The sequence below is a fragment of the Spirosoma harenae genome (genome assembly GCF_054776975.1).
Map to the genome: position 1 here is coordinate 962343 of NZ_BAAHBD010000008.1, position 23468 is coordinate 985810.

At 46.3% G+C, this 23468-nt stretch carries 23 protein-coding genes; 4 read left to right on the top strand and 19 right to left on the bottom strand.

The features are described from left to right. Complete coding sequence (locus tag ACYVE4_RS12405) at positions 1–729, bottom strand: class I SAM-dependent methyltransferase (RefSeq protein ID WP_461040230.1); 729 nt, start codon at positions 727–729, stop codon at positions 1–3. A gap of 77 nt (positions 730–806) precedes the next feature. Between ACYVE4_RS12405 and ACYVE4_RS12410 the strand changes: the two genes are divergently transcribed. Then, positions 807–1205 (top strand): phage holin family protein, encoded by a 399-nt coding sequence (locus ACYVE4_RS12410; RefSeq protein ID WP_461040232.1) that lies wholly within the window; start codon positions 807–809, stop codon positions 1203–1205. A gap of 81 nt (positions 1206–1286) precedes the next feature. Here the strand turns inward: ACYVE4_RS12410 and ACYVE4_RS12415 are convergent, their stop codons facing one another. The 4 genes from ACYVE4_RS12415 to moeB form a co-directional block, all read right to left on the bottom strand. Next, positions 1287–1952, bottom strand: a complete 666-nt coding sequence (locus tag ACYVE4_RS12415; RefSeq protein WP_461040233.1) for a zinc metallopeptidase — start codon at positions 1950–1952, stop codon at positions 1287–1289. 222 nt (positions 1953–2174) lie between these two features. After that, a complete protein-coding gene (rfaE2, locus tag ACYVE4_RS12420; protein WP_461040235.1) occupies positions 2175–2654 on the bottom strand; it encodes a D-glycero-beta-D-manno-heptose 1-phosphate adenylyltransferase in 480 nt (159 codons plus the stop codon). 2 nt (positions 2655–2656) lie between these two features. Further along, the gene (locus ACYVE4_RS12425; protein WP_461040236.1) at positions 2657–3709 is read right to left on the bottom strand and encodes a lysylphosphatidylglycerol synthase transmembrane domain-containing protein; all 1053 of its coding nucleotides are present in this window, start codon (positions 3707–3709) and stop codon (positions 2657–2659) included. A 134-nt stretch (positions 3710–3843) separates the two neighbouring features. Further along, positions 3844–4983 carry a molybdopterin-synthase adenylyltransferase MoeB gene (moeB, locus tag ACYVE4_RS12430; protein WP_461040237.1) on the bottom strand — a complete coding sequence of 380 codons (1140 nt, stop codon included), beginning with the start codon at positions 4981–4983 and terminating at the stop codon, positions 3844–3846. A gap of 252 nt (positions 4984–5235) precedes the next feature. Between moeB and ACYVE4_RS12435 the strand changes: the two genes are divergently transcribed. Further along, positions 5236–5988: a 3-keto-disaccharide hydrolase gene (locus tag ACYVE4_RS12435; RefSeq protein WP_461040238.1), complete on the top strand. Its 753-nt coding sequence runs from the start codon at positions 5236–5238 to the stop codon at positions 5986–5988. A 96-nt stretch (positions 5989–6084) separates the two neighbouring features. Further along, positions 6085–6957, top strand: a complete 873-nt coding sequence (locus ACYVE4_RS12440; protein ID WP_461040239.1) for a hydroxypyruvate isomerase family protein — start codon at positions 6085–6087, stop codon at positions 6955–6957. A gap of 87 nt (positions 6958–7044) precedes the next feature. Here ACYVE4_RS12440 and ACYVE4_RS12445 read toward each other — a convergent pair whose 3' ends face one another. The 10 genes from ACYVE4_RS12445 to ACYVE4_RS12490 all read right to left on the bottom strand — a co-directional run bounded on the left by ACYVE4_RS12445 (position 7045) and on the right by ACYVE4_RS12490 (position 16687). Next, positions 7045–7917 carry a glycosyltransferase family protein gene (locus ACYVE4_RS12445; protein ID WP_461040240.1) on the bottom strand — a complete coding sequence of 291 codons (873 nt, stop codon included), beginning with the start codon at positions 7915–7917 and terminating at the stop codon, positions 7045–7047. 93 nt (positions 7918–8010) lie between these two features. Then, a complete protein-coding gene (locus tag ACYVE4_RS12450) occupies positions 8011–8448 on the bottom strand; it encodes an ester cyclase (protein WP_461040242.1) in 438 nt (145 codons plus the stop codon). Positions 8449–8508: 60 nt separating this feature from the next. Further along, a complete protein-coding gene (locus ACYVE4_RS12455; RefSeq protein ID WP_461040244.1) occupies positions 8509–9177 on the bottom strand; it encodes a DinB family protein in 669 nt (222 codons plus the stop codon). A 126-nt stretch (positions 9178–9303) separates the two neighbouring features. After that, positions 9304–10149, bottom strand: a complete 846-nt coding sequence (locus ACYVE4_RS12460; RefSeq protein WP_461040245.1) for a DUF6597 domain-containing transcriptional factor — start codon at positions 10147–10149, stop codon at positions 9304–9306. Between the two features lie 130 nt (positions 10150–10279). Further along, the gene (locus tag ACYVE4_RS12465; protein ID WP_461040246.1) at positions 10280–11443 is read right to left on the bottom strand and encodes an acyltransferase family protein; all 1164 of its coding nucleotides are present in this window, start codon (positions 11441–11443) and stop codon (positions 10280–10282) included. Positions 11444–11790: 347 nt separating this feature from the next. Further along, on the bottom strand, positions 11791–12090 hold the full coding sequence (locus tag ACYVE4_RS12470; RefSeq protein ID WP_461040393.1) for a DUF2911 domain-containing protein: 300 nt from the start codon (positions 12088–12090) through the stop codon (positions 11791–11793). A gap of 47 nt (positions 12091–12137) precedes the next feature. Then, entirely contained in the window at positions 12138–12266 is a 129-nt protein-coding gene (locus ACYVE4_RS12475) for a hypothetical protein (protein ID WP_461040248.1), read from the bottom strand. Positions 12267–12353: 87 nt separating this feature from the next. Further along, complete coding sequence (locus ACYVE4_RS12480) at positions 12354–12974, bottom strand: hypothetical protein (protein ID WP_461040250.1); 621 nt, start codon at positions 12972–12974, stop codon at positions 12354–12356. 137 nt (positions 12975–13111) lie between these two features. Continuing rightward, entirely contained in the window at positions 13112–13681 is a 570-nt protein-coding gene (locus ACYVE4_RS12485; RefSeq protein WP_461040395.1) for a type 1 glutamine amidotransferase domain-containing protein, read from the bottom strand. A 105-nt stretch (positions 13682–13786) separates the two neighbouring features. Then, positions 13787–16687, bottom strand: coding sequence for a glycoside hydrolase family 9 protein (locus ACYVE4_RS12490; protein ID WP_461040252.1), 2901 nt, complete (start codon positions 16685–16687; stop codon positions 13787–13789). Positions 16688–16931: 244 nt separating this feature from the next. Here ACYVE4_RS12490 and ACYVE4_RS12495 point away from each other — a divergent pair, with 244 nt between their 5' ends. Then, positions 16932–17660 (top strand): hypothetical protein, encoded by a 729-nt coding sequence (locus tag ACYVE4_RS12495; protein WP_461040253.1) that lies wholly within the window; start codon positions 16932–16934, stop codon positions 17658–17660. 200 nt (positions 17661–17860) lie between these two features. Here ACYVE4_RS12495 and ACYVE4_RS12500 read toward each other — a convergent pair whose 3' ends face one another. From ACYVE4_RS12500 to ACYVE4_RS12515, 4 genes are all read right to left on the bottom strand, one after another. Then, positions 17861–21295, bottom strand: a complete 3435-nt coding sequence (locus ACYVE4_RS12500; RefSeq protein ID WP_461040254.1) for a ThuA domain-containing protein — start codon at positions 21293–21295, stop codon at positions 17861–17863. Between the two features lie 155 nt (positions 21296–21450). Next, complete coding sequence (locus tag ACYVE4_RS12505) at positions 21451–22221, bottom strand: META domain-containing protein (protein WP_461040255.1); 771 nt, start codon at positions 22219–22221, stop codon at positions 21451–21453. A gap of 94 nt (positions 22222–22315) precedes the next feature. Continuing rightward, positions 22316–22882, bottom strand: coding sequence for a dihydrofolate reductase family protein (locus ACYVE4_RS12510; protein WP_461040256.1), 567 nt, complete (start codon positions 22880–22882; stop codon positions 22316–22318). Between the two features lie 57 nt (positions 22883–22939). Further along, positions 22940–23434, bottom strand: a complete 495-nt coding sequence (locus tag ACYVE4_RS12515) for a VOC family protein (RefSeq protein WP_461040258.1) — start codon at positions 23432–23434, stop codon at positions 22940–22942. Positions 23435–23468 lie beyond the last annotated feature (34 nt).

Here is a 23468-nt window from a genome sequence, read left to right on the forward strand (position 1 = left end):
TTACCGTCCGAAAAACATAATATGCTGTTGCGGCAAACGGTCATCATTTTTGAGCAATTTTAATCCAGCCGCGCTCATCTCCCTGACCGCCTGGGCTACACTCAGTTTGTGCAGTTCTTTGATCGGCACATTCGGATCTTCAGCCCGATACTCGACTAACACAATGCGACCGCCCGGTTTTAAAGCCGTTGCGATGTGATTAATCATTTCTCGTGGGTACGAGAATTCGTGGTACGCATCAATCAGAATAGCCATATCGATACTGCCGGCCGCCAGTTTCGGATCGGATTCTGTGCCAAGTACAGGCTCAACATTAAAGGCTTTATGTTTACGTTTTCCCTGGTTCAGGTACTCAATCATTTCGGGTTGAATATCAACGGCAATTACTTTTCCTTTCGGGAGTTGTGACGACATCAGAAACGTAAAAAAGCCTGTTCCAGCGCCAATATCGGCAACAACGTCGCTTGATTTTAACGAAAGTGCTTTGAGTAGCAGATCGGTGCGTTCTTCACGCTCGCGTTCCGGACGTTCGAGCCAGGATGCGCCCAGATGTCCCATTACCTGCGCGATTTCGCGGCCCTGATAGATCTTGCCAGTTCCATCGCGACTGGGGGTACGCAACTGATACGCAGCAACCGTATCGGCCTGACTGGATGCGGTTGCCTGCTGAGGAGAACGCTGTCCACAGGCAAATAGCGACACAAGTAGTAAAATCCAAAGTTGGTGCATACGTATCGAATCTAGTTTAGGAGTTAAACCATCCGTGTACCAAAACGGTTGTTTTTTTACACTGCATATACCTGTTTATGAATCTCATCCTACACATTCTTGTTGACGCCGGCGTAATTTTTGGGTTGGCTTACCTCATGCCCCAAGTCGACGTTAAGAACTTCGGAACAGCCGTACTGATTGCGCTATTACTAGGTTTACTTAATTTCTTTGTAGGCTGGATTATCCGGTTTCCTCTCAATCTGGTCACGTTTTTCCTGCTGACTGGCTTGGTTCGTATTATTGTAACGGCTCTTCTGCTAAAACTCATCGACAAGTTCATGGATAGCTTCACGATTGTCGGTTTCTGGCCTGCCCTGGTTATTGCACTCGCTGTAGCCGTCGTGGGAACATTGATCGATCGTTCAGCACCAACCCCCGAAATGGTTGAATCGGGTTACGAAGCACTACTCATAACAATTCGCCAATTAGCTTAATATTGAGGAGTTGACTATCAAAAAAAGCCACGTCTGTTGAGACGTGGCTTTTTTTGATAGTCAACTCCTTTATGCGTTCGGTTAGTCGCTTCTACGACCGCCTAGCAGAAGGCTAGCGTAATATAGCAACGTGGCCAGTGAACCAAGCGCGGCAACGACATAAGTCATAGCAGCCCACCAAAGGGCATCTTTGGCAAAGCCGTATTCCCGCTGATTCACCACACCATTTGTCTGAATCCACGCCAAAGCCCGACGACTGGCATCGAACTCAACAGGAAGCGTAACAAAGCTAAAAATGGTAGTCAGGGCGAACAGAGCAACACCAATTGCCAACGGAATCGGCGTAGTCTGCAGCAATAAGATACCGGCCAGCAACACCCATTGTAAGTACTGCGACGAAACTGTTAACACGGGCACCATTGCCGAACGGAACTGCAAAGGGCCATAAGCAACTTTGTGTTGCACAGCGTGACCACATTCGTGTGAAGCAACAGCCGCAGCGGCTACACTTCGACCATAATATACATCTGCACTCAGGTTAACGGTCTTTTCCTGCGGGTTATAGTGGTCGGTGAGCATACCCTCAACTGAAACAACGCGAACATCATAAATGCCGTTTTCACGCAGCATTTTCTGAGCCACTTCAGCTCCGCTCATACCATTGCTCAGTCCGATTTGTGAATATTCATTGAATTTGCTTCGTAATCGCCAACTCACAAATGCGCTAGCGCCGAAGATTAGAATCATGATTAACCAGATCATCGTTAATTAGTTAGGTTTGTGGAAAATGGCCAATTAACCGGCCATCGTTAGTAAAACAACAGTTTTGCCTAAAAAGTATCCCAACTTTTTACCATTTATCCAAGCAGCGAACCGTTGAAGGAGACGATATAAGTTAGAGTTGATAGGAGTTGACAACAAACGTCTCTTGCGTGACCGCAACGACAGACCGTAACTATCGACTACCCCCTAATAACTCTGTTTGATGCGTTCGATTAGTTTGGTGGTCGAATAGCCGGGCACCAGTTCAATAGTTTCAACACGGCCACCTCGGCCCAGTACGAAATCAGCGCCAACAATGGTCGCTACGGAATAGTCATTGCCTTTTACCAGAATATCGGGTTTTACGTCTTCGATCAATTCCAGCGGAGTTGGTTCTCCAAAAAGAACCACAGCGTCTACAAATTCAAGAGCGGCCATTAGTCGAGCGCGGGCGTATTCGTTCACCACAGGTCGTAACGGACCTTTAATACAACTTACCGATGCATCTGTATTTAGCCCTAAAATCAACTTGTTGCCTAGATCATGGGCTTTTTCGAGGTAATCAATATGGCCAAGGTGAACAATATCGAAGCAGCCGTTGGTAAAGACAATCTGCTGCCCTTCCGTCCGCCATTGGTCAGCCTGACGAATAGCCTGTTCACGCGTAAGAATTTTGGATTCAGTCATAATTACTGTTCCAGTTTAATAGCTTTTGGGTCGTCGAGTACGTCTGGTAGATTGGTTACTTTATTCCGTCTGAACAACACTACAAAGAGTGCCAAGATACCTAGAATAATAATCATAATGGCCGAAACACCATGAATAAAAGTCGCCAGAATCTGGCCGTCCTGACTAGTCAGGTTATACAAAATAGCAACCTGACCTACCAGTAAGTGAAACGATCCGATGCCACCAGGCGTTGGTGCAGCCATTCCCAGCGAGCCAACCACCAGAATGGTCAAACCAGCCAGCATGCCAAGCCCAGAGGTAGCGGGCAGCGCAAAAAACAAGACGTATGACATCAGGTAATACATGGTCCAGATGAGCAGGGTATGGAATATAAAAGCGCCAGGGCGATGCAGTTTCCGTACACTTAACAATCCAGCCAGTAGACCATTTAGAAAACCCGTGACTTTTTGAAATAAAGGATGTTTACCCAACGCTTCCCGGTAGCGGTTGTATAAAAACCAACCAAGCAAGGCGATCCCTAGTACTACCGCACCAACAGCAGCCAATAAAACCGCACCATTAGAACCTTGCGGCAGTTTACCCCCCAGAAATTCCGTAAAAAATTCACTCAATCGATCAAACTCCAGCACGAACGTAGCGCCTAGTAATAGAATAAGCATCAACAAATCAAATAATCGTTCGGCCACTACGGTCCCGAAACTAACATTAACCGGAACGCCTGATAAACGATACAGCGTTCCACAACGAGCCACTTCTCCTGCGCGTGGCAGGGCCATATTCGCCAGATAACCTGTCAGTACACTAACCGTTGCATCAAGCGAGGTAGGACGTTGTGGAACGACGGGTTCGAGCAAAATACGCCATCGTTCGGCCCGGCTCCAGTGAGCGATAATTGTAAACACACCAGACAACAATACCCACCGATAATCAGCGGCACTGATCTTCTGCCATAGATCGGCTGCATCGAGATGACTTTGTTGAAAGGTAAACCAGAGAAGTCCACCAGCAATTGCCAGAGAAACAACGTATTTGAGAATATTTGTAAGATTCATAAGCGCATGATGCGACGGAATGGCCATTCTGACATAACGACCTATTTGTATTAGAAGCTGTTCCAACGAAAAAACTCCGGTACAAAGTAACGGAGTTTCGATGAAATGACTGGCAATGGTTTAGTAAATGGAGGTTAATAAACTGCCATTTCAGGTTCGATCTCACGCGCCCAGGCGTTAATTCCTCCGTCGAGATTATATAAATTCGTAAGACCATCCTGCGCATATAAATACTGTGCGACATTGGCCGAACGGATACCGTGGTGGCAGTAAATAACAACCGGTCGGTCGGTTGGGATTCGCTTCCGATTATTCGGAATCATACTCACCGGAATCAATACAGCGCCTTCAAGGTGGCAAAGATCATATTCGGTCCGGTCACGTACATCGAGTAAGAAAACGGGCTCTTCGCGTGCCAGGTGATCGGCTAATTCGTGCACCGTCATCTTTTGAGGCCCCGACACGCCCGGATTAGATTGCGAACCAGCCGATGTCAATCCATTTCGGGCCAACTCTTCCGCATCGGTCCGACGTTTTGTACGAATCTTTTGCTGCTCCATAGTCAGTAGATCAATCATCAGTAACTGCTCACTCAATGACTGCCCAATGCCTGTAATCAATTTAATGACTTCGCTGGCCTGAAATGTCCCGATTACACCCGGCAACACGCCCAGCACGCCCGTTTCATTACAATTAGGAATTTCCATTTCGGCCGGATGTTCAGGAAACAAACACCGATACGTTGGTCCTCGTCGGCCATCACCTAATTCAGCATTCAGGACCGCCACCTGCCCTTCAAATCGATGGATGGCTCCGTATACAAACGGTTTCCCCAATAGTACACACACATCGTTGACCAGATAGCGAACCTTAAAATTGTCGGTGCAATCCACCACAATATCGTAGGACTCAATAATGGATCGGGCATTACCAAAATCGAGTGCCATTGCATAGGTATCGAATCGAATTTCCGGATTAAGTCGATTCAGGTGGTTTACGGCGGTTTTTACTTTGGGTTTACCAACTTCGCCAGTTGTATACAGGACCTGCCGTTGTAAGTTACTGAGGTCTACCGCATCTGGATCAATTACGCCAATGGTACCTACACCAGCTGCCGTCAGATAGAGCAAAACCGGGCATCCTAATCCGCCAGCTCCTACAACGAGTACACGAGCGTTTTTGAGTTTTAATTGTCCAGCAGTGCCAATTTCCGGTAAATTCAGGTGCTTTTGATAACGTTGCTGTTCAGCAGGTACGAGGGTTCGTGTTTCCATAAGGGCAATATACAACCTAAATCAATGTTGCTTTAATCCAACAGATTTATCGGGGCTAAAATTGCATTAAAGATCGTTCAAACGTAAATATTTTACAGTCCCACTGGATAGATGGGGGTAATTTTTCACTATATACCTTACAAATCTTTATTGCTTTATGCCTAGTAAACCTGGAACTTTGGCCTATAAACGTCTAACCAGAATCTTTTTTTTAGTACTATTGCTCCGACAAAATCCAAACGTTTTTCTATTATGAACCTCACGCATGTTTCGGTAACAGGTGGCGTTTCTGCCAGTCTGCTAGCCATCGCGCTCACTCTCAACGTTAATTCAGTCAATACACCGGCCAGTACGCTTTCTCGCTACGAATCGCCAGCCAGCAAAGGAAAATGGGAAACCTTATTTGATGGTAAAACCCTGACAGGCTGGCACACTTACCTGAAAGCAGGCCAACCTATATCGGAAAAATGGACCGTTGATAACGGCGCCATTCATTTAACGGCCGGTGGAGCCGGGGACCTGGTTACCGACAAAGAATACGGCAATTTCGAACTGGAACTGGAATGGAAAATCGCCGAGGGCGGTAATAGTGGGATTATCTATCACGTTCACGAAGACCCAAAATACAAGGCTACGTATCAAACAGGACCTGAAATGCAGGTTCTTGATAATGAGCGCCATCCTGATGCCAAACAAGGCCGCGACGGCAACCGTACGGCGGGTTCTTTGTATGATTTACAAAAGCCCGTTACACCCGGAGCCGCTAAACCCGCTGGCGAATGGAATAAAGCCAAGTTGGTTATCAATAACGGCAAAGCTGAACAATATCTGAACGGCAAGAAAACGGCGGAGTATCCAACCAGCGGCCCTGAGTGGGATAAAATGGTTTCGGAGAGTAAATTCAAGGGATGGGAAGGCTTTGGCAAGTATTCGACTGGCCATATTGCGTTGCAGGATCACGGCAACAAAGTTTGGTATCGCAACATCCGGATTCGTGAGTTATAATTTTGAATGATAGAATGATTGAGTGATAGAATGGCCCGGCCAATTACTTTCCTATTCAGTCATTCAATCATTCTATCACTCAATCATTCTATCACTATGCAACGCCGAACGGCCCTAAAAACTCTCACTGGTACGGCACTAACGCTGCCTACCCTGACCCATTCGTTTGCTACTTCCATGACGCAATCTGAACAAGCCCCTACCCTCTTGAAAGGAAATATCAACCATGCCGTTTGCAAATGGTGTTACAGCAAAATTCCGCTCGAAGATTTTTGCAAAGCGGCAAAAGACATGGGTATTAAGGGAATCGACCTGCTTGATCCTAACCAATGGGAAGTCGCTAAAAAATACGGCCTGACCTGCTCGATGCCGCAGGGCGCTGGCAAGGGCATTACGCAAGGTTTTAACGACCCTAAACTGCACGATGAACTGGTTGCCAGTTACGAAGCTATTTTTCCGAAGTTGAAAGAAGCTGGTCTGGATCGGGTCATTTGTTTCTCAGGAAACCGACGGGGTATGAGCGATGCCGAAGGTATGGAGAATTGTGCTGTGGGTCTGAAACGCCTGATGCCTAGCGCACAGAAGTACGGTGTAACCATGATTATGGAGTTGCTCAACAGCAAAGTGGATCACAAAGATTACATGTGCGATCATAGCGCCTGGGGTGTCGAATTGTGTAAGAAAGTCGGATCGGAAAATTTCAAACTGCTGTACGACATCTATCATATGCAAATCATGGAGGGTGATATCATCCGTACAATCCGAAATAATCACCAATACTTTGGTCATTACCACACGGGCGGCAATCCAGGTCGTAATGAGATCGACGAAACACAGGAGCTTTACTACCCAGCTATTATGAAAGCCATTGTTGAAACAGGATACAAAGGTTTCGTAGCCCAGGAATTTATCCCAAAACGCGACCCGCTAACCAGTCTGAAAGAAGCAGTGGTGTTGTGTGATGTGTAGAAGGAGCATAAGGCATGGGGTGAAGGGCATAGGGTAATAAACTATTCTACATTTTACCCTATGCCCTTCACCCCATGTCCTAACTATTCACAGCTTATAATTCTTATACTCCCCTATTCGCCAACCAGTTAACTTTTCGATAAAGGTTAGAAATCGCACACGTAGCGTGTATCGTTTCTGGCTGGTATCGAATGTAAAGTTCCAATTCAAGCGGTCGACGCGGGGCTGCATAACGACGGGATGTGTACCCGTAAAAAGTGCTAGTGAATCGATTTCACTATAATCAAAATTCTCCTGCAACGCTTCTACTTCAGCAATTCGTTCGGGATCTGTGTGCCAGAAGTGATTCGCGTATCGAAGACGATTCTTCTGTAAATCAGGTGGTTTTACCCAGCCGTAATGATAAATATAGGCATCAATTAATTTGACCTGAAGCTTCTGATTACCTCGCGTTCGAAAGCCCTGCGCATCTCTGTACGACACAACATTACCCGTATTCCGAATCACGCGAATTTCGCGTCGATACCAACGTCGGGAGTCACCCACATAGCTGTACGAGCCAAAGAAATGGACATACTTGAACAGCAACCCTTCTACATTCTTATCATTGAGATAGCGTTCCATCGACTCCCGAACAGCCGGAATCGATTGCTCATGCAATACCTCGTCGCCCTGTATATAAAATGCCCAATCGGTATCTGGCGAAATAGCAGCCAATGCTTTGTCAGTTTCCAAAGCTAATACACGTCCACCAGTTCGTGCATCCTGATCCCAGGTGGTGCGGATAATGCGAATTTTATCGGAAGGAATCGATTGAATCAGCCCAAGCGTATCGTCGTCTGAATCGCCAACAGCAATCACGAATTCATCGCAGACCGGTAATACCGACGTAATAGCCTCTACAATCGGATAATCGAACAGAATGGCATTTCGGATAAAACTAAATCCGGCAACTTTCATAAAAACGGTTCCTATTAACTTGGTAAAGATAAGACCGTTTTTATGAAAGTTGCCGGATTACCACGATCAGTGGCGTTCATTCGAACTCATCAATCAGGAAAGCTGACTGGCAAATCGAGCAGCATCCCAGCTAATGTCTACGTGGGTAATTCGGTCAGCCTCATCGAAGCGGAACACAAAAATGTGATCACTGTTGAATGTATGTCCTTTACTGGGAATGCCCATAAATTCCTTGGCCTGTGTGCCAAAAATCGTTACCTGGCACGTAATCACATCTCCATCAGCCGTGATGGCGTCAACGGTATTGTCGACATTGGGGAAGCAATCCATAATTAACTCCCAAACCGATTTGCCAAATTCCCAGAAGGTGCCTTTACCATCCTCGCCGAGCGGTACGAAATGGACGGTTGCATCGGGGGTAGCCAGGTTAATCATTCGGGCGGTGTCGAGGTCACTATACGCTTCAAAAAATGCTAAACATGCCCCTTTTCGGGTTAATTCAGCTACGGATTCCTGTTTTACTAGTTCCATGATTGTAAGGGATATCGTGTTTATAAAATGAAAAGTGTATGGATGTCAATCTGGTGAAAACTACCTTCCTGCCGTTTCTTTCGGGTAATTGGCATGCGCCTTCACTTTGCGAATCTGGCGTAAGTGTCGATCTACGTGGCCCCACTGGAAAATATACACCTGATGCATATTGCGGGGGTTATCAGTGCCCGTCAGCTCAAACTGTGCGCGCATATCGACCTGGGTTTTCTCCACAAAGGCAATGGTTTGATTCCGTAGTTTAAGGAAAAAAGTAAGGTTGTTTTTACCATCAATAAAACCCGTTGGGCGGGAAAAATCGGGTGATACGTGCGGAGTATCTTCCATAATCCAGTCGGCATAGAACTGATCAGGTTTGCTGGTCTGATTAAGTTCAGGCTGGGGTTTACTACGGCTGCCCATACTCACTTCCCGCGCCCAGATGATTTCCCATAAAGCGAGGTGTTCCACAATTTCGCCAATGCTCCAGCGATCAGGCGATTCCTTGAAACGCCATTGCGCGGGACTCAGGTTTTCGGTTTCCTGTACGATCAGATCGCGGGTGCGTTTGAGGTTATCGATCGTGTATTGCCGATCGGCCTCGGTCCAAAGTTTTGCTGGTGAGGGTGTTTGAGCCAGCAGTGGGCCGTTAATAAGAAGTAGTAGAGCCCAACCTAGATAGTAGGTTCGCGTAGTTGTCAAAAAACGTACAATTGTCCAGTAGTTGTTCATCGTTTACATAGTTGATTGATGAGGCAAAACTACAGGACCATCCCAAGCTGTCATTGTAAAATTGCGACATTCAGTTGCTGTATGAAGAACTACCTTCCGGCTATTGAAGAACCTTGCGCTACTACTTCATTGCCCTGACAAATAATGAGTCAGTTCAACGTTGTTACGGACGTAGAGCGACGGATTTTTGCCAGTAAATTCGGTAAACTCTTTTATGAAATGTGACTGATCGTAATAACCACAGCGATAGACAAGATCCTGCCAGTCGGTAACCTGCCACCGCTGACTAGCCAGCTCGGAACATAGATATCCCACGCGACGGATACGGGCATAAAATTTAGGACTTACCCCCACCCGATTCAGAAATTTCCGCTCAAACTGCCGACGGCATAGAAACGAATCTTCGATTAATTCGGCCATATTCACAACACCTCGCTGGGCTACGATCAGGTTGGTCGTATAGTCGATTCGGTCGGGCTGAATAGTTCGTTTGATCAATTGAAACGACAAAAACTGTTCGAGACAGGCAATACGGGCTGAATGATTGACGGCTTCAGCCAATTGTTCGGTTAGGAACTGAATTGATTGCCCCAGCACATCGGTTAGCGCGATACGCTCATCGGTAAACTCAGCCATGGGCAATCCAAACAAGCCGCCGATACCTGCCGGACGAAAAACAATACCCACCATTCGGATCAGGTCAGGCAGATGAAGCCTATACTGGCGAGTAGCCTGGCCAGTCATGAAAGCCTGAGGTACCAGTCGAACGCTATTTTGCTGAGTGTTTTCTACGGAATAAGGCGTTCCTAAATTAAACACAAACGATCCGAAACCAGACGGAGGAGACTCCACAATAAACGGACGTTTTCCAGACAATTGCTCAGTCTGTGTATCCTGCATTTTTTCCCAGATGTAATAACACTCCACAAAGGGAGCCAAATGGGGAGCCGGGGTATATTTCTGATAAAACATGGGTGCAGAGACTGATCTACGCTAATCTTACTAGATAGCTATTTTTCGGCTACTTACAGCTAAATAGCTATCTAACGGATAGGCAAACAATTAGGCATGATTTCAGAAATAGTGTATGCTGAATCCTCTATTATACAACAAGTTGCTTCGTTTTGAGCCTTCTGTTTAGGTAATCACGGGCTGGAACTTCAATAAACCGATAGCTCAAAAAGGAAACGACCAACACTATGACTATATAAATAAGGCATATAATAGCACCTTCAGGACCATAGGTAATTGGCTTAACAGGTGCGTTGGCAACTGGTTTCGGCTTGTTAACGATCTCTATTGCCAGAAATGAAAACAGAACCGGCATGTGTACCATATAGATCGAATAAGACCAGTCACCAAGCCGCTGAAATAGCCGAGTTTGGAGCCAATTGGCGAGTCGGCCCGTGTTGTAACAAGCTCCCAGAATAAGGAGTGGAAATACCCAGATCGTCAATGCGTCGGGGAGTTGAAAATGGTAACTCAGAGCTAGTCCGATACCTAAAACCCCAACTACCGTACCACGACGCAACCAGCCTATACCCCATTGTTGATAATACGCGTAGCAGGTTACCATACCAGTCAGAAAACCAGCCAGACACCGAAGAAAGCTACTCGGAAACATAATGTTATCAATCATGTAGGGAATATGCCAAAGCCAGGGTTTGAAAGGTGTACCTGTTCTGATTGGAAGAGTCAGATAGACATAGGTACATAGCACCAGCAGCAGTAAAATAGCGTTACCGATTGGGGTTAATCGTCGGAAACCGGGCATCAGAAACGGAAAAATCAAATACACAAGCCACTCACTACCAATAGACCACGCGGGTGTGTTCCAGGTGGCCGTCCAGGCTTGGTTAAAACCATGCAACATGAATACGTGAAGCGGAATAACCGTTGGATCCAGCACTGATCGCAACGTAGCGTCCATAGTTATGTGATGAACCTGAGTAATCAGTATATAGAGGCCAATTACCCAGAGTAACGTTACGAAATGCAATGGATAAACCCGGGCAAAACGAGCTGCCATGTATCGACGGAACGTTCCTGCCGACACCCGTTCATCGAACCAGTTTCCATAGACATAACTCATAATAAAGCCACTTAGAATAAAGAAAAAGTCTACCAGCAAATACCACCGCCGATGTAGTTGTGTAATGGCCGGATCAATGATCGGAAGCACGAGCAGATTGAAGTGAAACATGACCATCATCAGAGCGGCAATTCCCCGAAGTGGTGTTAGCGTAGTGAGGTAGTAAGGTTTCATAAAGGTGTTCAACTGTAGATAGCTATTTTCTTAGTCGTAAAAATATCAACTTCTGCAAACAAACGCCATCCCCAAATTTAGGTATTTAACACATAATAAATCTCTCATAGATAAGCTGTTACCCTACTTATCTACGAACTATAATCGTTTCGAATTTGGCTATACAATCCGATACACAGAATATGAGACTCCGCCCAGATCGGCCCGGATTTCCATCAGAAATTCATACTGAAGCGGGCGCTGGGGTATCACGTCGGTTGAATGTAGCGCCAATCCATTAATAAATAGTGGAGATAGTTATACCAGAGTAGGGCAAAAAGTTTGGCTTTTGCGAAATCGATGTAACGTCATTTCGGAAGCACTTCAAACGCAGCCGTAGCCAGCACATTATCCCAGTGAAAAGTTAATTCACCACCGGTTGTTGTTTCCTGAATGCCAATTGTAAATTGCTCCTTTCGATCCGTAGTAATTTTTACCGGAATAACCACCTGAGCAAAATCTTTACGTCGGTTTGGATCAGTAGGCCAGGCAGTTAGATCAGTATTAAAGATGAGCGTCCACTTGTCTTTCTGAGGAATCGAATAGAGACTATACACTCCTTTAGGAATAGTCGTTTTACCAATTCGGATCGATTGCGGGAGGTTTATTCGGGTTGGACCATTGGCCCCGGTTCGCTAGACAGAATCGTAAGGGACTACTCCACCAACACGACACGACCGCGTTTAAAAGGCCGTCCGTAGGTTAGCTCAATGGCCGATTGTTTCACGGTGGCCCGAATAGTTTCGGTAGGAGAAGGTATGCCAATACCAGGGGTTTTCGTCATTCGTTTAGCCACCTGTTCAATATCAATTGGCTGGTGCTTTGTGACGATGTAATTCCACGGTGTTCCGATCCCGTTTACCGCTAAAATTCACTCCTCTGGATTCACCTTCAGCCGAGTATACTCGAGAAATGGGCCACCGAAGATGATGGTATCTTTCGTTGCAAAATGCACGCCAATGTCGTACACGCCAATCCGATGATTGATCATTCTCAACGGCAGTTTCGGTTTGCCCGATTTGATCAAACGTAGACAATTCCACTCCATCAATGAAATAAACGGAACCCACCCACCTACAAAATCAACTGAGTTAGCTGGATGTCTAAAAATTGTTTCGGTCTTTTCGCCCCGCTCCGAATTGTAATAGGTGCAGGTATCGTTCCGGCAGTTCATGTTCAACCGATATTCGAATACACCGGATTTTGCCTGAAACGGAACCGAGCTATTGGCTGGATTCATGGCATTCACATTAAATTCCCGGATCGAGCCGTCTGGGTGAAAATGGATGCTGAACTCGCCAATATAATCTTCGGGTACCCGGACAAAAGCTTTGCCATACAAATGATTATTCACCATTGTGTACGTCTCAACCAATACTGTATCGACCCCCATGCGGCCAATGAACGAAGCCGTATAAGGCTCATTACTTTGGCTTAACCCCCTGGTAGAGGCCAATACCAAAATCGTAAATAGGCTGGAAAAGAAGCGCATTGGCTAATGAGTTTTGTAAAAACAAAGATGTTTCCCTGCCGATACGCATCATTGTACAAATGCGACATTCATCAACAAAAAGAGGCTACCCAAAAGGTAGCCTCTTTCCGAGGAAAAACGTCTTCATCGAGCGGCTGCTATGCGTGTTGTCGATCGTGTTTTCCTTCCCGAATTTCCTCAATCATTTTTCGATTGAAGGCTGGAATATCGTCGGGTTTACGACTGGTAACCAAGCCCTGATCGGTTACGACCTCTTCATCGACCCAATTCGCACCGGCATTTTTCAGGTCCGTTTGAATTGACGGGTATGACGTAAGTTTACGACCATTTACAACGCCCGCTTCAATAAGCATGATGGGTGCATGACAGATAGCCGCAACGGGTTTCTGATTCTCAAAAAAGTGACGAACAAACTGCACGGCCTTCGGTTCCATCCGTAATTTATCCGGATTCATCACACCACCCGGCAAAAGCAGCGCATCGTATTGAGCGGGATCGGCTGCGGCAATGGGTAGATCAACCGGAAACGTATCGCCCCAGTCGGTATGTTCCCAACCTTTTACATCACCGCCTTTCGGCGCAATCAGATGGGTGGTGGCTCCAGCGTCCTGTAACGCCTTGCGTGGCTCGGTCATTTCGACCTGTTCAAACCCGTCGGTTAGCAGAATCGCCACCTTCTTTCCCTGCAATCGTTGCTGCGTTTCCATAGTTTTGTTGAGCATTTGATTCTGGTTATATAACCACAGAAACGAGCGAAGGTTATGCCGATGATTGACCAACACTACTATCAGACTGAAAATCAGTAGCCGATTTTAATTCACTAAGGTCAGTTTCCCACTGTTGACGTAATTGACCTTCCCTTTCAAATCGAGTTTTTTAGCATTGACGGCGGCATCAATTGTTACAATATGACCAGACTGAATCAGTGCCCGATCCGTTAAGGTCGGAATTCGTCCGCAAGCCCAGGTAGCCGGATCATTCCAGTTACCGGATTTCACACTAGTTATCAGATCTGTATAGCACGTTGCCTGTGACAATAGCCGAATGTAGGCGCCCTGTGAGTAAATAGCGGGTTCGTTGATCTGCCAGGAATTTTCGGGGTAACTTGTATTCCAGGCTTTATATGATTTCTGAATCGGCTGATTTTGAGGGGGAGAAATAACCGGGCCCGAATAAGCAGCGTCGGGCGCATAGGTTGGGTTGGTTCCGCCCATCAGATAGCCCGGCGGTGGATTCGTATCGAAAACAGTGCCATCGCCAAACCAGGAATGATACATCGTAGGCGCCGAAAATTCACCCCCATGAGCACCCATATTCGTCAAGTAACAATAAGCCGTCGGATTGACGCCATGCAGATAATGAATGAACCCCATGCCTGCATCCCGATAATTGACTTTATTGGCCGCATCCTGATTGTAGACATTCATCGTAAAAAACATATTCCCCTGATGTGACTTGGTTTCGTTGCTTCCCCAGGTATAGTTGTCGTTTTTCAGAAACGCCCTATACGCATCCGACTGGTTCAGATACGATGGCAAATTATCGGAATTACCTGTTTTCATACTAGCCGAGTATTTGGCTAGTATATCATTTTTAACCGTAGCGGTTGCGCCAGCAGCTCGTGTATAATACAACAACGCATCCTGATAAGTAGCTTCAAATGGATAAGCAAATTGCCACTGAATTAAGTGAACCTGATTGTAATTCGCATCGAAAAATGTCTTGTAGGAATTATCACCCGTGAGCACATACAGAAAAGCCGCTGCGGCAATCCGCCGAGCCAGTCGATCATTATCCGTACACGTAGCCGCTGCACTTTGGAAACCCGAATTAGTAAATACTACGGATGGATTGCTGGCCGCCCAGTTATAGGCATTAATCGCTGCGGTCTGAAGCGTGGTTCCATAGGCCTGCATAGTTGGATTACTGAGCGACTTAAACTGGATAGCAGCCAACGCAAACACAGCGGCTCCAGTAGCCGTTGCATCCGTACTAGCAGCTCCATATCGACGGATATGCGTATCCGCACTCGGTGGCGAGGTAGCACTAAAATCAGTTACCGAAACTTTGTGGAGTAGTGATCCATTCGATTGCTGCATTCTCAGTAGCCAATCGAGTTCCCATTTTACCTCATCGAGCAAATCAGGAACGCTGTTGCCTGACTCCGGGATGTTAAAATCATCCGTCCAGGCTGCGGGGTTTTCCTGATACGCCAATAACATATCGACCAATGGTCCATAGGTGAACGGTACATACTTATTATAATCCCCCGCATCGAACCATCCCCCTCGCAAATCCTTCGATGTAGCTGCAGATGTATTGCTCACCAACCGACAGTCTATATCCTGCTGTGTTCCCAGAAAAGCGGCCCCATCCGTCCAGGGAGTTTGGGCATGTGGCGTTTGTTTGGCAAACCCGCTTCGTTGATAGAAAAAGACGCGGGTTGCCTGCTTCAACACATTTTGATAGACGGTATTGCTGATTTCGAACGTGTATGATCGTTTGTTTTTCACCAGATCATACACATAATAGTGGCCTGTATCCTGTACTGTCGAAAAATCGAACCACCAGACTTTATCACCCGATTGCGTATGTGTAGCCCCTGCACTCCAGGATGTTGGGGCTGACTGATATACAACGGCATCGTTCATCGTTTTTCGAACCTGATATGAACTGGATGGCGTAAAGGGTTCGCTCGAATTATAGCCCGTTTGCGGATTGCTGATCACCGCAATTTTCTTCGCCAGTGGTAAGTAGCCAAATTGATCGATTTTGATGTGATTGTCGATTTCCGGCCCCGTTGTTACCACAATATTCAACTGATAATTCTTAACAAAATCCCAGATTGTTTGCGCCACATTGAATTGCGAACTCCAACCATGCGTTGCATCTTTTGTGATTAGCAAATTCACCTTTTTACCCGACCCACAAAATGTTAGTAAATCTACATTCGTATTAAATGCAGTAGTTGTGTAGGAACTCCAATTGCTGCAATTCATTCCTGCATAGGTCGAGAGCGGCCAAACGTAGGCGGGCGTTTTGGGATAGGGAACGATCGGCGGAGTAACAGTAGGGTCACCCGCGCTATGAATGTGCAAAACCGGAACTGCGGTATAGGTATTCGCTGAAAAATAGGAATTTGAATAGGCGTTATTTACCCATAAACTGGCAGCAACCGGCGCAAAAGCAGCAATTTTATTGGGCAGTGCCATCGTCAGAAAATAGCACATAAATCCTCCGCCCGAATGCCCGGTCACATAGACCCGGTTTCGATTAATGTGATACGTTTGCGCGAAATAGTCAATCAGATCAGATGTTAATAACACATCATCAGGCGCATTGGGATCGGGAGGGTTCGGTCCGCCTGAATCGCCAGCCGAGCCAAAACCGGGAGCCGTATCAGCGTATTTGTTAAACTGAATGCTCCCTCCTACCGTCGCAGCGTTTGGGTAGACGACAATAAAATTCTGCGTATTCGCTATCGCATCCAGACCAGCATACGACTGAAAACCAGCGCCTGTACCCCCATCGCCATGATACGCAATCACCAGTGGCAGATTGTTGGGAGGTACATTATCTGGAAGATGATAGGCGAACGAACGAGTACGGCCACCCGATGTAAGATTTCCCGTGCCATTGACAGGATTTTGCGCCCAGCCAGTATAAGCCACGACTAAGCTTATGAACAAAAAGAGAATACGAAAGCCGTTCACAACAGTTATTTATTTGCGTTGAGTTAAAAACGGTATCTAAATCACCGATTTTCGAAGTAAATAAGCAAAAAAGTTAATTTAATCAACGGCTTTCTGCGTAAACGGTCATTGAATCTGAAAGTCTGCAATATGGAATCAATGAAGAAATAAGTCTCTCCAACAGCTACTTATTCCGTTTCATAACCTTTCCTGTTTTCTGCGTATCCGTTCCTTCTCAATTTCGACTCAATAAACAACTAAGAACATGAACTTCTCTACCAGATACTCGAAACAAGTGGCCGCTATGAGCATCCTGTCTGGCTTGCTGGCAATGCTATGTCTCGCCTTGCTCGGTATCGCGTTTGCCGACAACCCTAATGCTTACGATGATCCAATGCAATTGCTGCAAATGCCTAGCCTGAATATCGCAATCGTGCGCTGGTCTATGATAGCGGATCTGTTTGGCTATTATTTATTGCTTCTACCCGCCATCTATTTTCTGCGTACCTATCTGCGCGAGCAAACTGCCTGGGCGGATCTAGCTACGTATTGCGGAACGGCCTATGTACTAGTTGGATCAATTGGAGCTGTTATTATGTCAGAGGTAGTTTGCCCGGTATTAAGTCAATATTTCATTGCACCGGCTGACCAACAGGCCCATCTCCGTATCACGTATCAAACACTAAACGGCATTGTATACAACGGACTTTGGAATGTGCTCGAAACGCTGTTGGCAGGAACATGGTGGACGCTTACTGGCTTCACGATATGTACCTGGCATAAGTCTCTCGGCTGGGCAACCGTCATATTAGGCGGCTCTACACTCCTCGACGCGCTGGGCAATCTGATTGGCCTACCCGGATTAGCAACCATCGGCCTCAATATCTACCTAGTATTGGCTCCTGTTTGGGCCATCTGGCTAGGTGTAGTGATCTGGAAACGAGCCCAGCCTATTCCGGCAGTAGCTATGAGATATGCATCCATTCAGGCCTAAATCGTTAATTACCTTATACTGGGCGATATCTATTTCGTCAACCGAACCTTATTTTTTAAGCATTACGGCTACGACCTCACTCCTTTACGTCCTGTTCGCATGGCTGATGGACGTTTGGGGAAAATATAAAAACGAATTGCCCCGGTCAGTGTTGGCCGGGGCAATTCGTTTTTACTCGAAAATCGTAATAAGTAATTCCTTTACATTCCCTGCGTATCAAACTGCACTTTGTCTAAAGCAAACAGGGCTTTTTGGCCGGCTTCTGGATTCACAAAAACGAGATAAAGTTTATGTATCCCTTGAACGGGTTGACGGAAAGGCAAATTAACTGGACCCGCTGTACCCGGTTTTACTTCGACGTCTCCAAGTAAAGGTCCTGTTGGCGAGTTAATCCGGGCTTCGAGTTTGCCACCAACTGTTTGCGTAGTTGACGCGAAAACTGTGGGTGATATGCTTTCTATTGCTGTCAAATCAATGTCGTTGAAAGCAATGTAACTCCCCGATTTTGTACCGATAGCTGCTGGGCCTAATTTCGGAATATCATATTGAAAAATATCCTGTTTTACATCAGCAGTAACAGCTTTAACGGATGGCGAACGCAGTGCCAGCGAAGTTGATCCGGTTAGTGGCCCAATAACGCCATTGCCTTTATCGGTGTAAGTCGCCGTCAGAATATACGAGCCATCTTTTTTCTGCTGCATCGGCACATAATCACCAGCAATCGGTTTGCGATTTGCCGCTTTATCGTCGGCAAGCGAAAGGATATACCGAACCATATCCGTCACTTCGCTTTCTTTCAATTGTGGGTGGGCACTCATGGCTTGTTCTCCCCAAACACCACCACCGCCAGTAATTACTTTACGAACCAGTTTACTTTCAGCACCAGCACCTTTGTACTTCTTCGCTACGTCGATATACGCTGGCCCAATCGATTTCTGATCAATCGTATGGCAGGCTTTGCAGTCGCTCAGATCAATCAGGCGCTTGCCGGTTGAAAAACCTGTATTGGCCTGGTGTCCCTGAGCCAGAATCGTTTTGTCGAAACCTTCGAGGTAGTCAATCGTCATGGTCACATCGTCGGGGTTAATGCCTTTTTGCAAGGTCCCATCCTCCTTGTCCATAACTTTTACGCTGTATTTAACCGGTTTATTCGGAAAATAGAACGTCTTGTTCCCGGCAACCGCGACCTCTACTTTTGGCTCATCGTTACCGACTTTAATTTCCATGGTTTTCTCGGCTACGTTTCCGGCGGCATCGGTCACCCTTAGTGTTGTAGGATAAACGCCCGGTTTAGCGAACGTAACCGTTGGAGAAGCGGTCGTTTGTTTTGGCATATTCTTGCCAAACGACCATTCATATTTCAGCGCATCGCCATCATAATCCATCGATTGCCTGCCATCGAATTTCACCGTTAATGGTGCAGCCCCAACCATCTTATTCGCACTGGCAACAGCTACTGGTTTCCGATTTCCGGCGTTGTACGTAATTCTTGATAGTCGGGCATCGGCATTAGCGCCAAACCATTTTTGACCGTATTCAATCGTATAGAGCGAACCGTCGTTGGCAAATTGCATGTCGATAATGTGCGAAAATTTCGTACTCGGCATAAAGGTCTCCATCTTCACGAAATCGCCGTTCGGTTTCATCGTAACTGGGTGAATCCAATCGCGAATCCAGTCATACGCAAAGAATTTACCGTCGTAATGGCGGGGAAATTTTACGGCCGTTTCTGGATAATCATCGTAGTAATATACTGGCCCGCCCATGGCATTCCGACCACCTTTTCCTACGATCTCACCAAACTCCGGCGAATCGGCATAAGGGTAATAGATATAGGCTTTCTGAGCAGGCGGTAATTCGCGCAAACCTGTATTGTTTGGTGAATCATTGATAGGATGTTGCGGATCGAACAGCGGCCCGGTGGTGCTATCAGCGAAGGTACGCTGGTGGTAAGGCCGGTTATCAGCCACAAACAATGGCCAGCCGAAATACCCCGCCTGACGCGCCTGGTTCATTTCGTCGTGACCACGTGGCCCGTATTTATCGCTATTGTTACCAGCATCGGGCCCAACTTCTCCCCAATACAGATAACCCGTTCGCTGATCGACTGAAATACGGTATGGGTTGCGGTTACCCATTACATAAATTTCAGGCCGAGCTTTCGGATTTCCTTTCGGAAAAAGATTCCCTTCTGGGATGGAGTATGTTCCATCGGGTTCGGGGTGAATGCGGATAATTTTACCCCGCAAATCGTTCGTATTGCTCGATGTCAGCCGAGCATCCCATCCTTTCCGACCAGGCCGCTCATCAATGGGTGCATATCCCTCTGAGTTAAACGGGTTTGTATCATCACCTGTGGACAGATAGAGATTTCCTTTCCGATCCCAGGCAATCGAACCGCCTGTATGGCAGCAACCATCACGCTTAACTGGGATAGTCAGCAATACTTTCTCCGTATTGAGAAGTACTGTATCTCTGGCTTCATCATAAACGAAACGCGACAGATGCTGCGCCGTGTCAGCGACTGTCGCGCCATTTAAGGGGGAATAGTACACGTAAATCCACTTATTCTGCTTAAAGTTCGGATCGATATTCAAGCCCATCAGACCATATTCGAACTTGTTGAAAACCGGGAAGTTAGCAACTATCTTAGTCTTTTTTTTTTGCGGATCGTAAACGGTCAGTTCGCCTTTCCGCTGCGTGTAGAGTACCTTTCCGTTATCGAGCACAACCAGTTCTGTGGGTTCGTCCATACCCTGAACCAGGACGTGCTGCTCAAAGCGATTCTCTTCAGGAAACGGCTGGGTTTTCGCCTGACCAAATTTCAGACTACTGGCCATAACCGATTTAATTCCACCCAGAATGTGCTGCAAAAACATCGGATCGATATACGATTCGTCGGTATGTCCTCCACCCGTATAAAATGCTTTTCCGCCCTGGAAATCATGGTGCCAGATAAACGGATGATTATCGCCGTTTTTACCGCCTTCGTAGGTTTTCTCATCCAGCTTGCCCAACACTTTCAGATCGCCCTGGATGCTTTTGTAATTATACCATTCGTCCCAACGTTTCCAGCGATCAGGGAGCATTTTGGTAGCCGGGTGGCTTTTATCGATAATTTCGATTTCGGCATTCTGCTGCTTCGGATGGCTCAGAAAGTAAGCCCCAACCAATTGGTTATACCAAGGCCAGTCGTATTCCGTATCAGCCGCTGCGTGAATGCCTACGAAACCACCTCCGGCCTGTATATAGCGCTCAAAGGCAGCCTGTTGCCCATCATCGAGAACGTTACCAGTCGTGCTCAGCCAGATTATGGCTCCGTATTTTTTCAGATTGGCTTCGTTGAATTTAGACGCATCTTCGGTTGTATCGACGGCAAAACCATTCTCCTGACCTAACTTCATGATAGCCTGTTTGCCAGCCGGAATCGATGAATGGCGAAAGCCTTTGGTTTTGGAGAAAACCAGCACTCTATTTAACGCAATGGGTGCCTCTGCAGAAGCCATTGCTGGCTTCGTGGCCACAGCTCGCTTGGCCATGGTTTGTGCCTCAACCGGCATTGACAAATGAGACACGGCGGTTGTCAACACGCCCGCTAACAGAAGTGCGCGGGAGGGAAACCGTAAGTTTTTCATAGGTATTGGGGATTTTAGCAAAGTGGTTGGTTACAATACTATACTGAAAAAGTTACCTTATTCAACGATTCGTTTGTCTTTTAAGTAGAAACAAAGCTAACAAAAAAGCGAATGCCTACTTGCGGCATTCGCTTGTAATAAAGACATAAAGGGCACTAATCTACTTTTTTAAATGTCAACTTGACATTATTACTTCCTGTTAAGGTTAGTTTCCCATCGTTCACCTGATAAACCAGCGAACCAGTTAGAGCCTTTAGGAAATCGGTTTCAAGCTCGCCAACACTTCCGATGCAAGCCATTTTCGTTGTTATCAATGGACCAAAAGCAATCTGTCGGGTATCGGCTTTTATAGTTCCACTCAGTCGATTACAGCCCGTTGTTCCCGTTACGCGGCCTTCGGTCAAGGTAATTTCCAGCCGGGGTACGTCACGACGAGCATCATCTGCTTTAATAGTTTGTCCTTGAAACTCAGTCAATACCCAGATGTCCTGAAGCAGGGCCACCTTTTGCAACGAAACCCCGCAACCATCGTATTTTTTACCACCAACCTCAACCTGTACCTGATAATCATATGGTTGTCCGGTGGCGGCATCCAAACAACTATCGGGTTTAAACTGCACAGTCAACTGGCCTGATTCAGTTTTCGCCGAATAGCGAATCACCTCACCTGCTTCAGATTGACGTTCAGGCGATGTAGATGTAAGGCTATCTCCATCAGCCAATTTAAAAATTAGCTGATTCTTCGATGGATTGATCCTCAATAACCAGACGGGTTTGCTCCCAATAGCAATTAGTTCGTCGCCCGATTTCAGGTATTTTGAATAATCGGCGGGTTCGCGCACTGGCGTGAACATCGCTGCCAATTGCGTCGATGGTCGGCGGCAGGCAACTACCAGCAGAAGCATACTGAACAAAACGATACGCATAGCCTTTCAGAAGAATACGTTTTGTCAATAAGACTCCTACAGACAGAAATAGTTTAGTTGTCTGGCAGACAAGCTTGCGAATGGATTAGAGCAATTACCTTCGTTGGTAATGCAGGCTTACAACCCCATTTTTATACACTTTACTAGTCGACAATTGCAGCGAGATTTTGGAGGGAATTTCTGAAAACAGTTTCTCGCCGTTTACAGCCACTACCGGATGAACCCCAATAATCAGTTCGTCGAAAAGCGATTCCTGCAGAAACAGTTGCCAGCTCTTTAGCCCACTTTCGACCGACAGATTTTTATCGCCACCAGCCTTCAGCTTCTCAATTTCACGAATCAACGATTCCTTGTCATCAACCAGCAATTGTTCCGAATTTTTCCAGGTAAGATCGATTGCTTTTCGAGAAAATACGAACTTCTTGATATCGTTGATCTTTTTGGCAAATCGACGTTCAATATCTGACTCAGAGGCTGTCTCGGCATTTTGCCAGTATCCGGCCAATCCTTCATAAGAATTTCCGCCTACAATGATTGCATCCAGCGTATTGTAATAAGTGAGAGAATCTTCAATGATTTCATCACTTAACATCATCCATTTTTCAGGGTCCGAGACAATGCCATCCAGAGACATCTGCATCGATAGGATTACTTTTCTCATAATTTATCGTTGTTCTGTTCTTATTTGTTAATCGTGTGAAACGTGTCTAATACAGGCTTATTTATTCTGGTTATCTGCCAGTTGACCGTTATAAGCTTCTTCCAAAGTCGGGATGTCAATTTTGCTCATTTTCAGCATAGCCTGCATAACCCGCTTCGATTTTTCGGGGTCTTTATCACCCAACATCGTTCTCAGGGCAGACGGAACAATTTGCCACGATACGCCAAATTTGTCTTTCAACCAGCCACAAGGGCCTTTTTCTCCTCCTTCGGAAAGTTTCTCCCAATAAGTATCAACTTCCGCCTGCGTTTTACAATCCACGAAGAGAGAAATGCCTTCGGCAAACTTGAACTGTGGGCCACCATTCAACGCCATAAACTCCTGGCCATCCAATTGAAAAGTAACAGACATGACCGTTCCTGCCGGTACAGGTGCGCCTTCGCCATAACGACTTACATGAGTAATGTTTGAATTTTTGAACACAGACGTATACAAAGTAGCCGCTTCTTCTGCCTGATCGTTGAACGTCAGGAATGTGGTGATTTTTTGCATGTTGTTCTACTGTTTTGCATGTTTTACACGACAA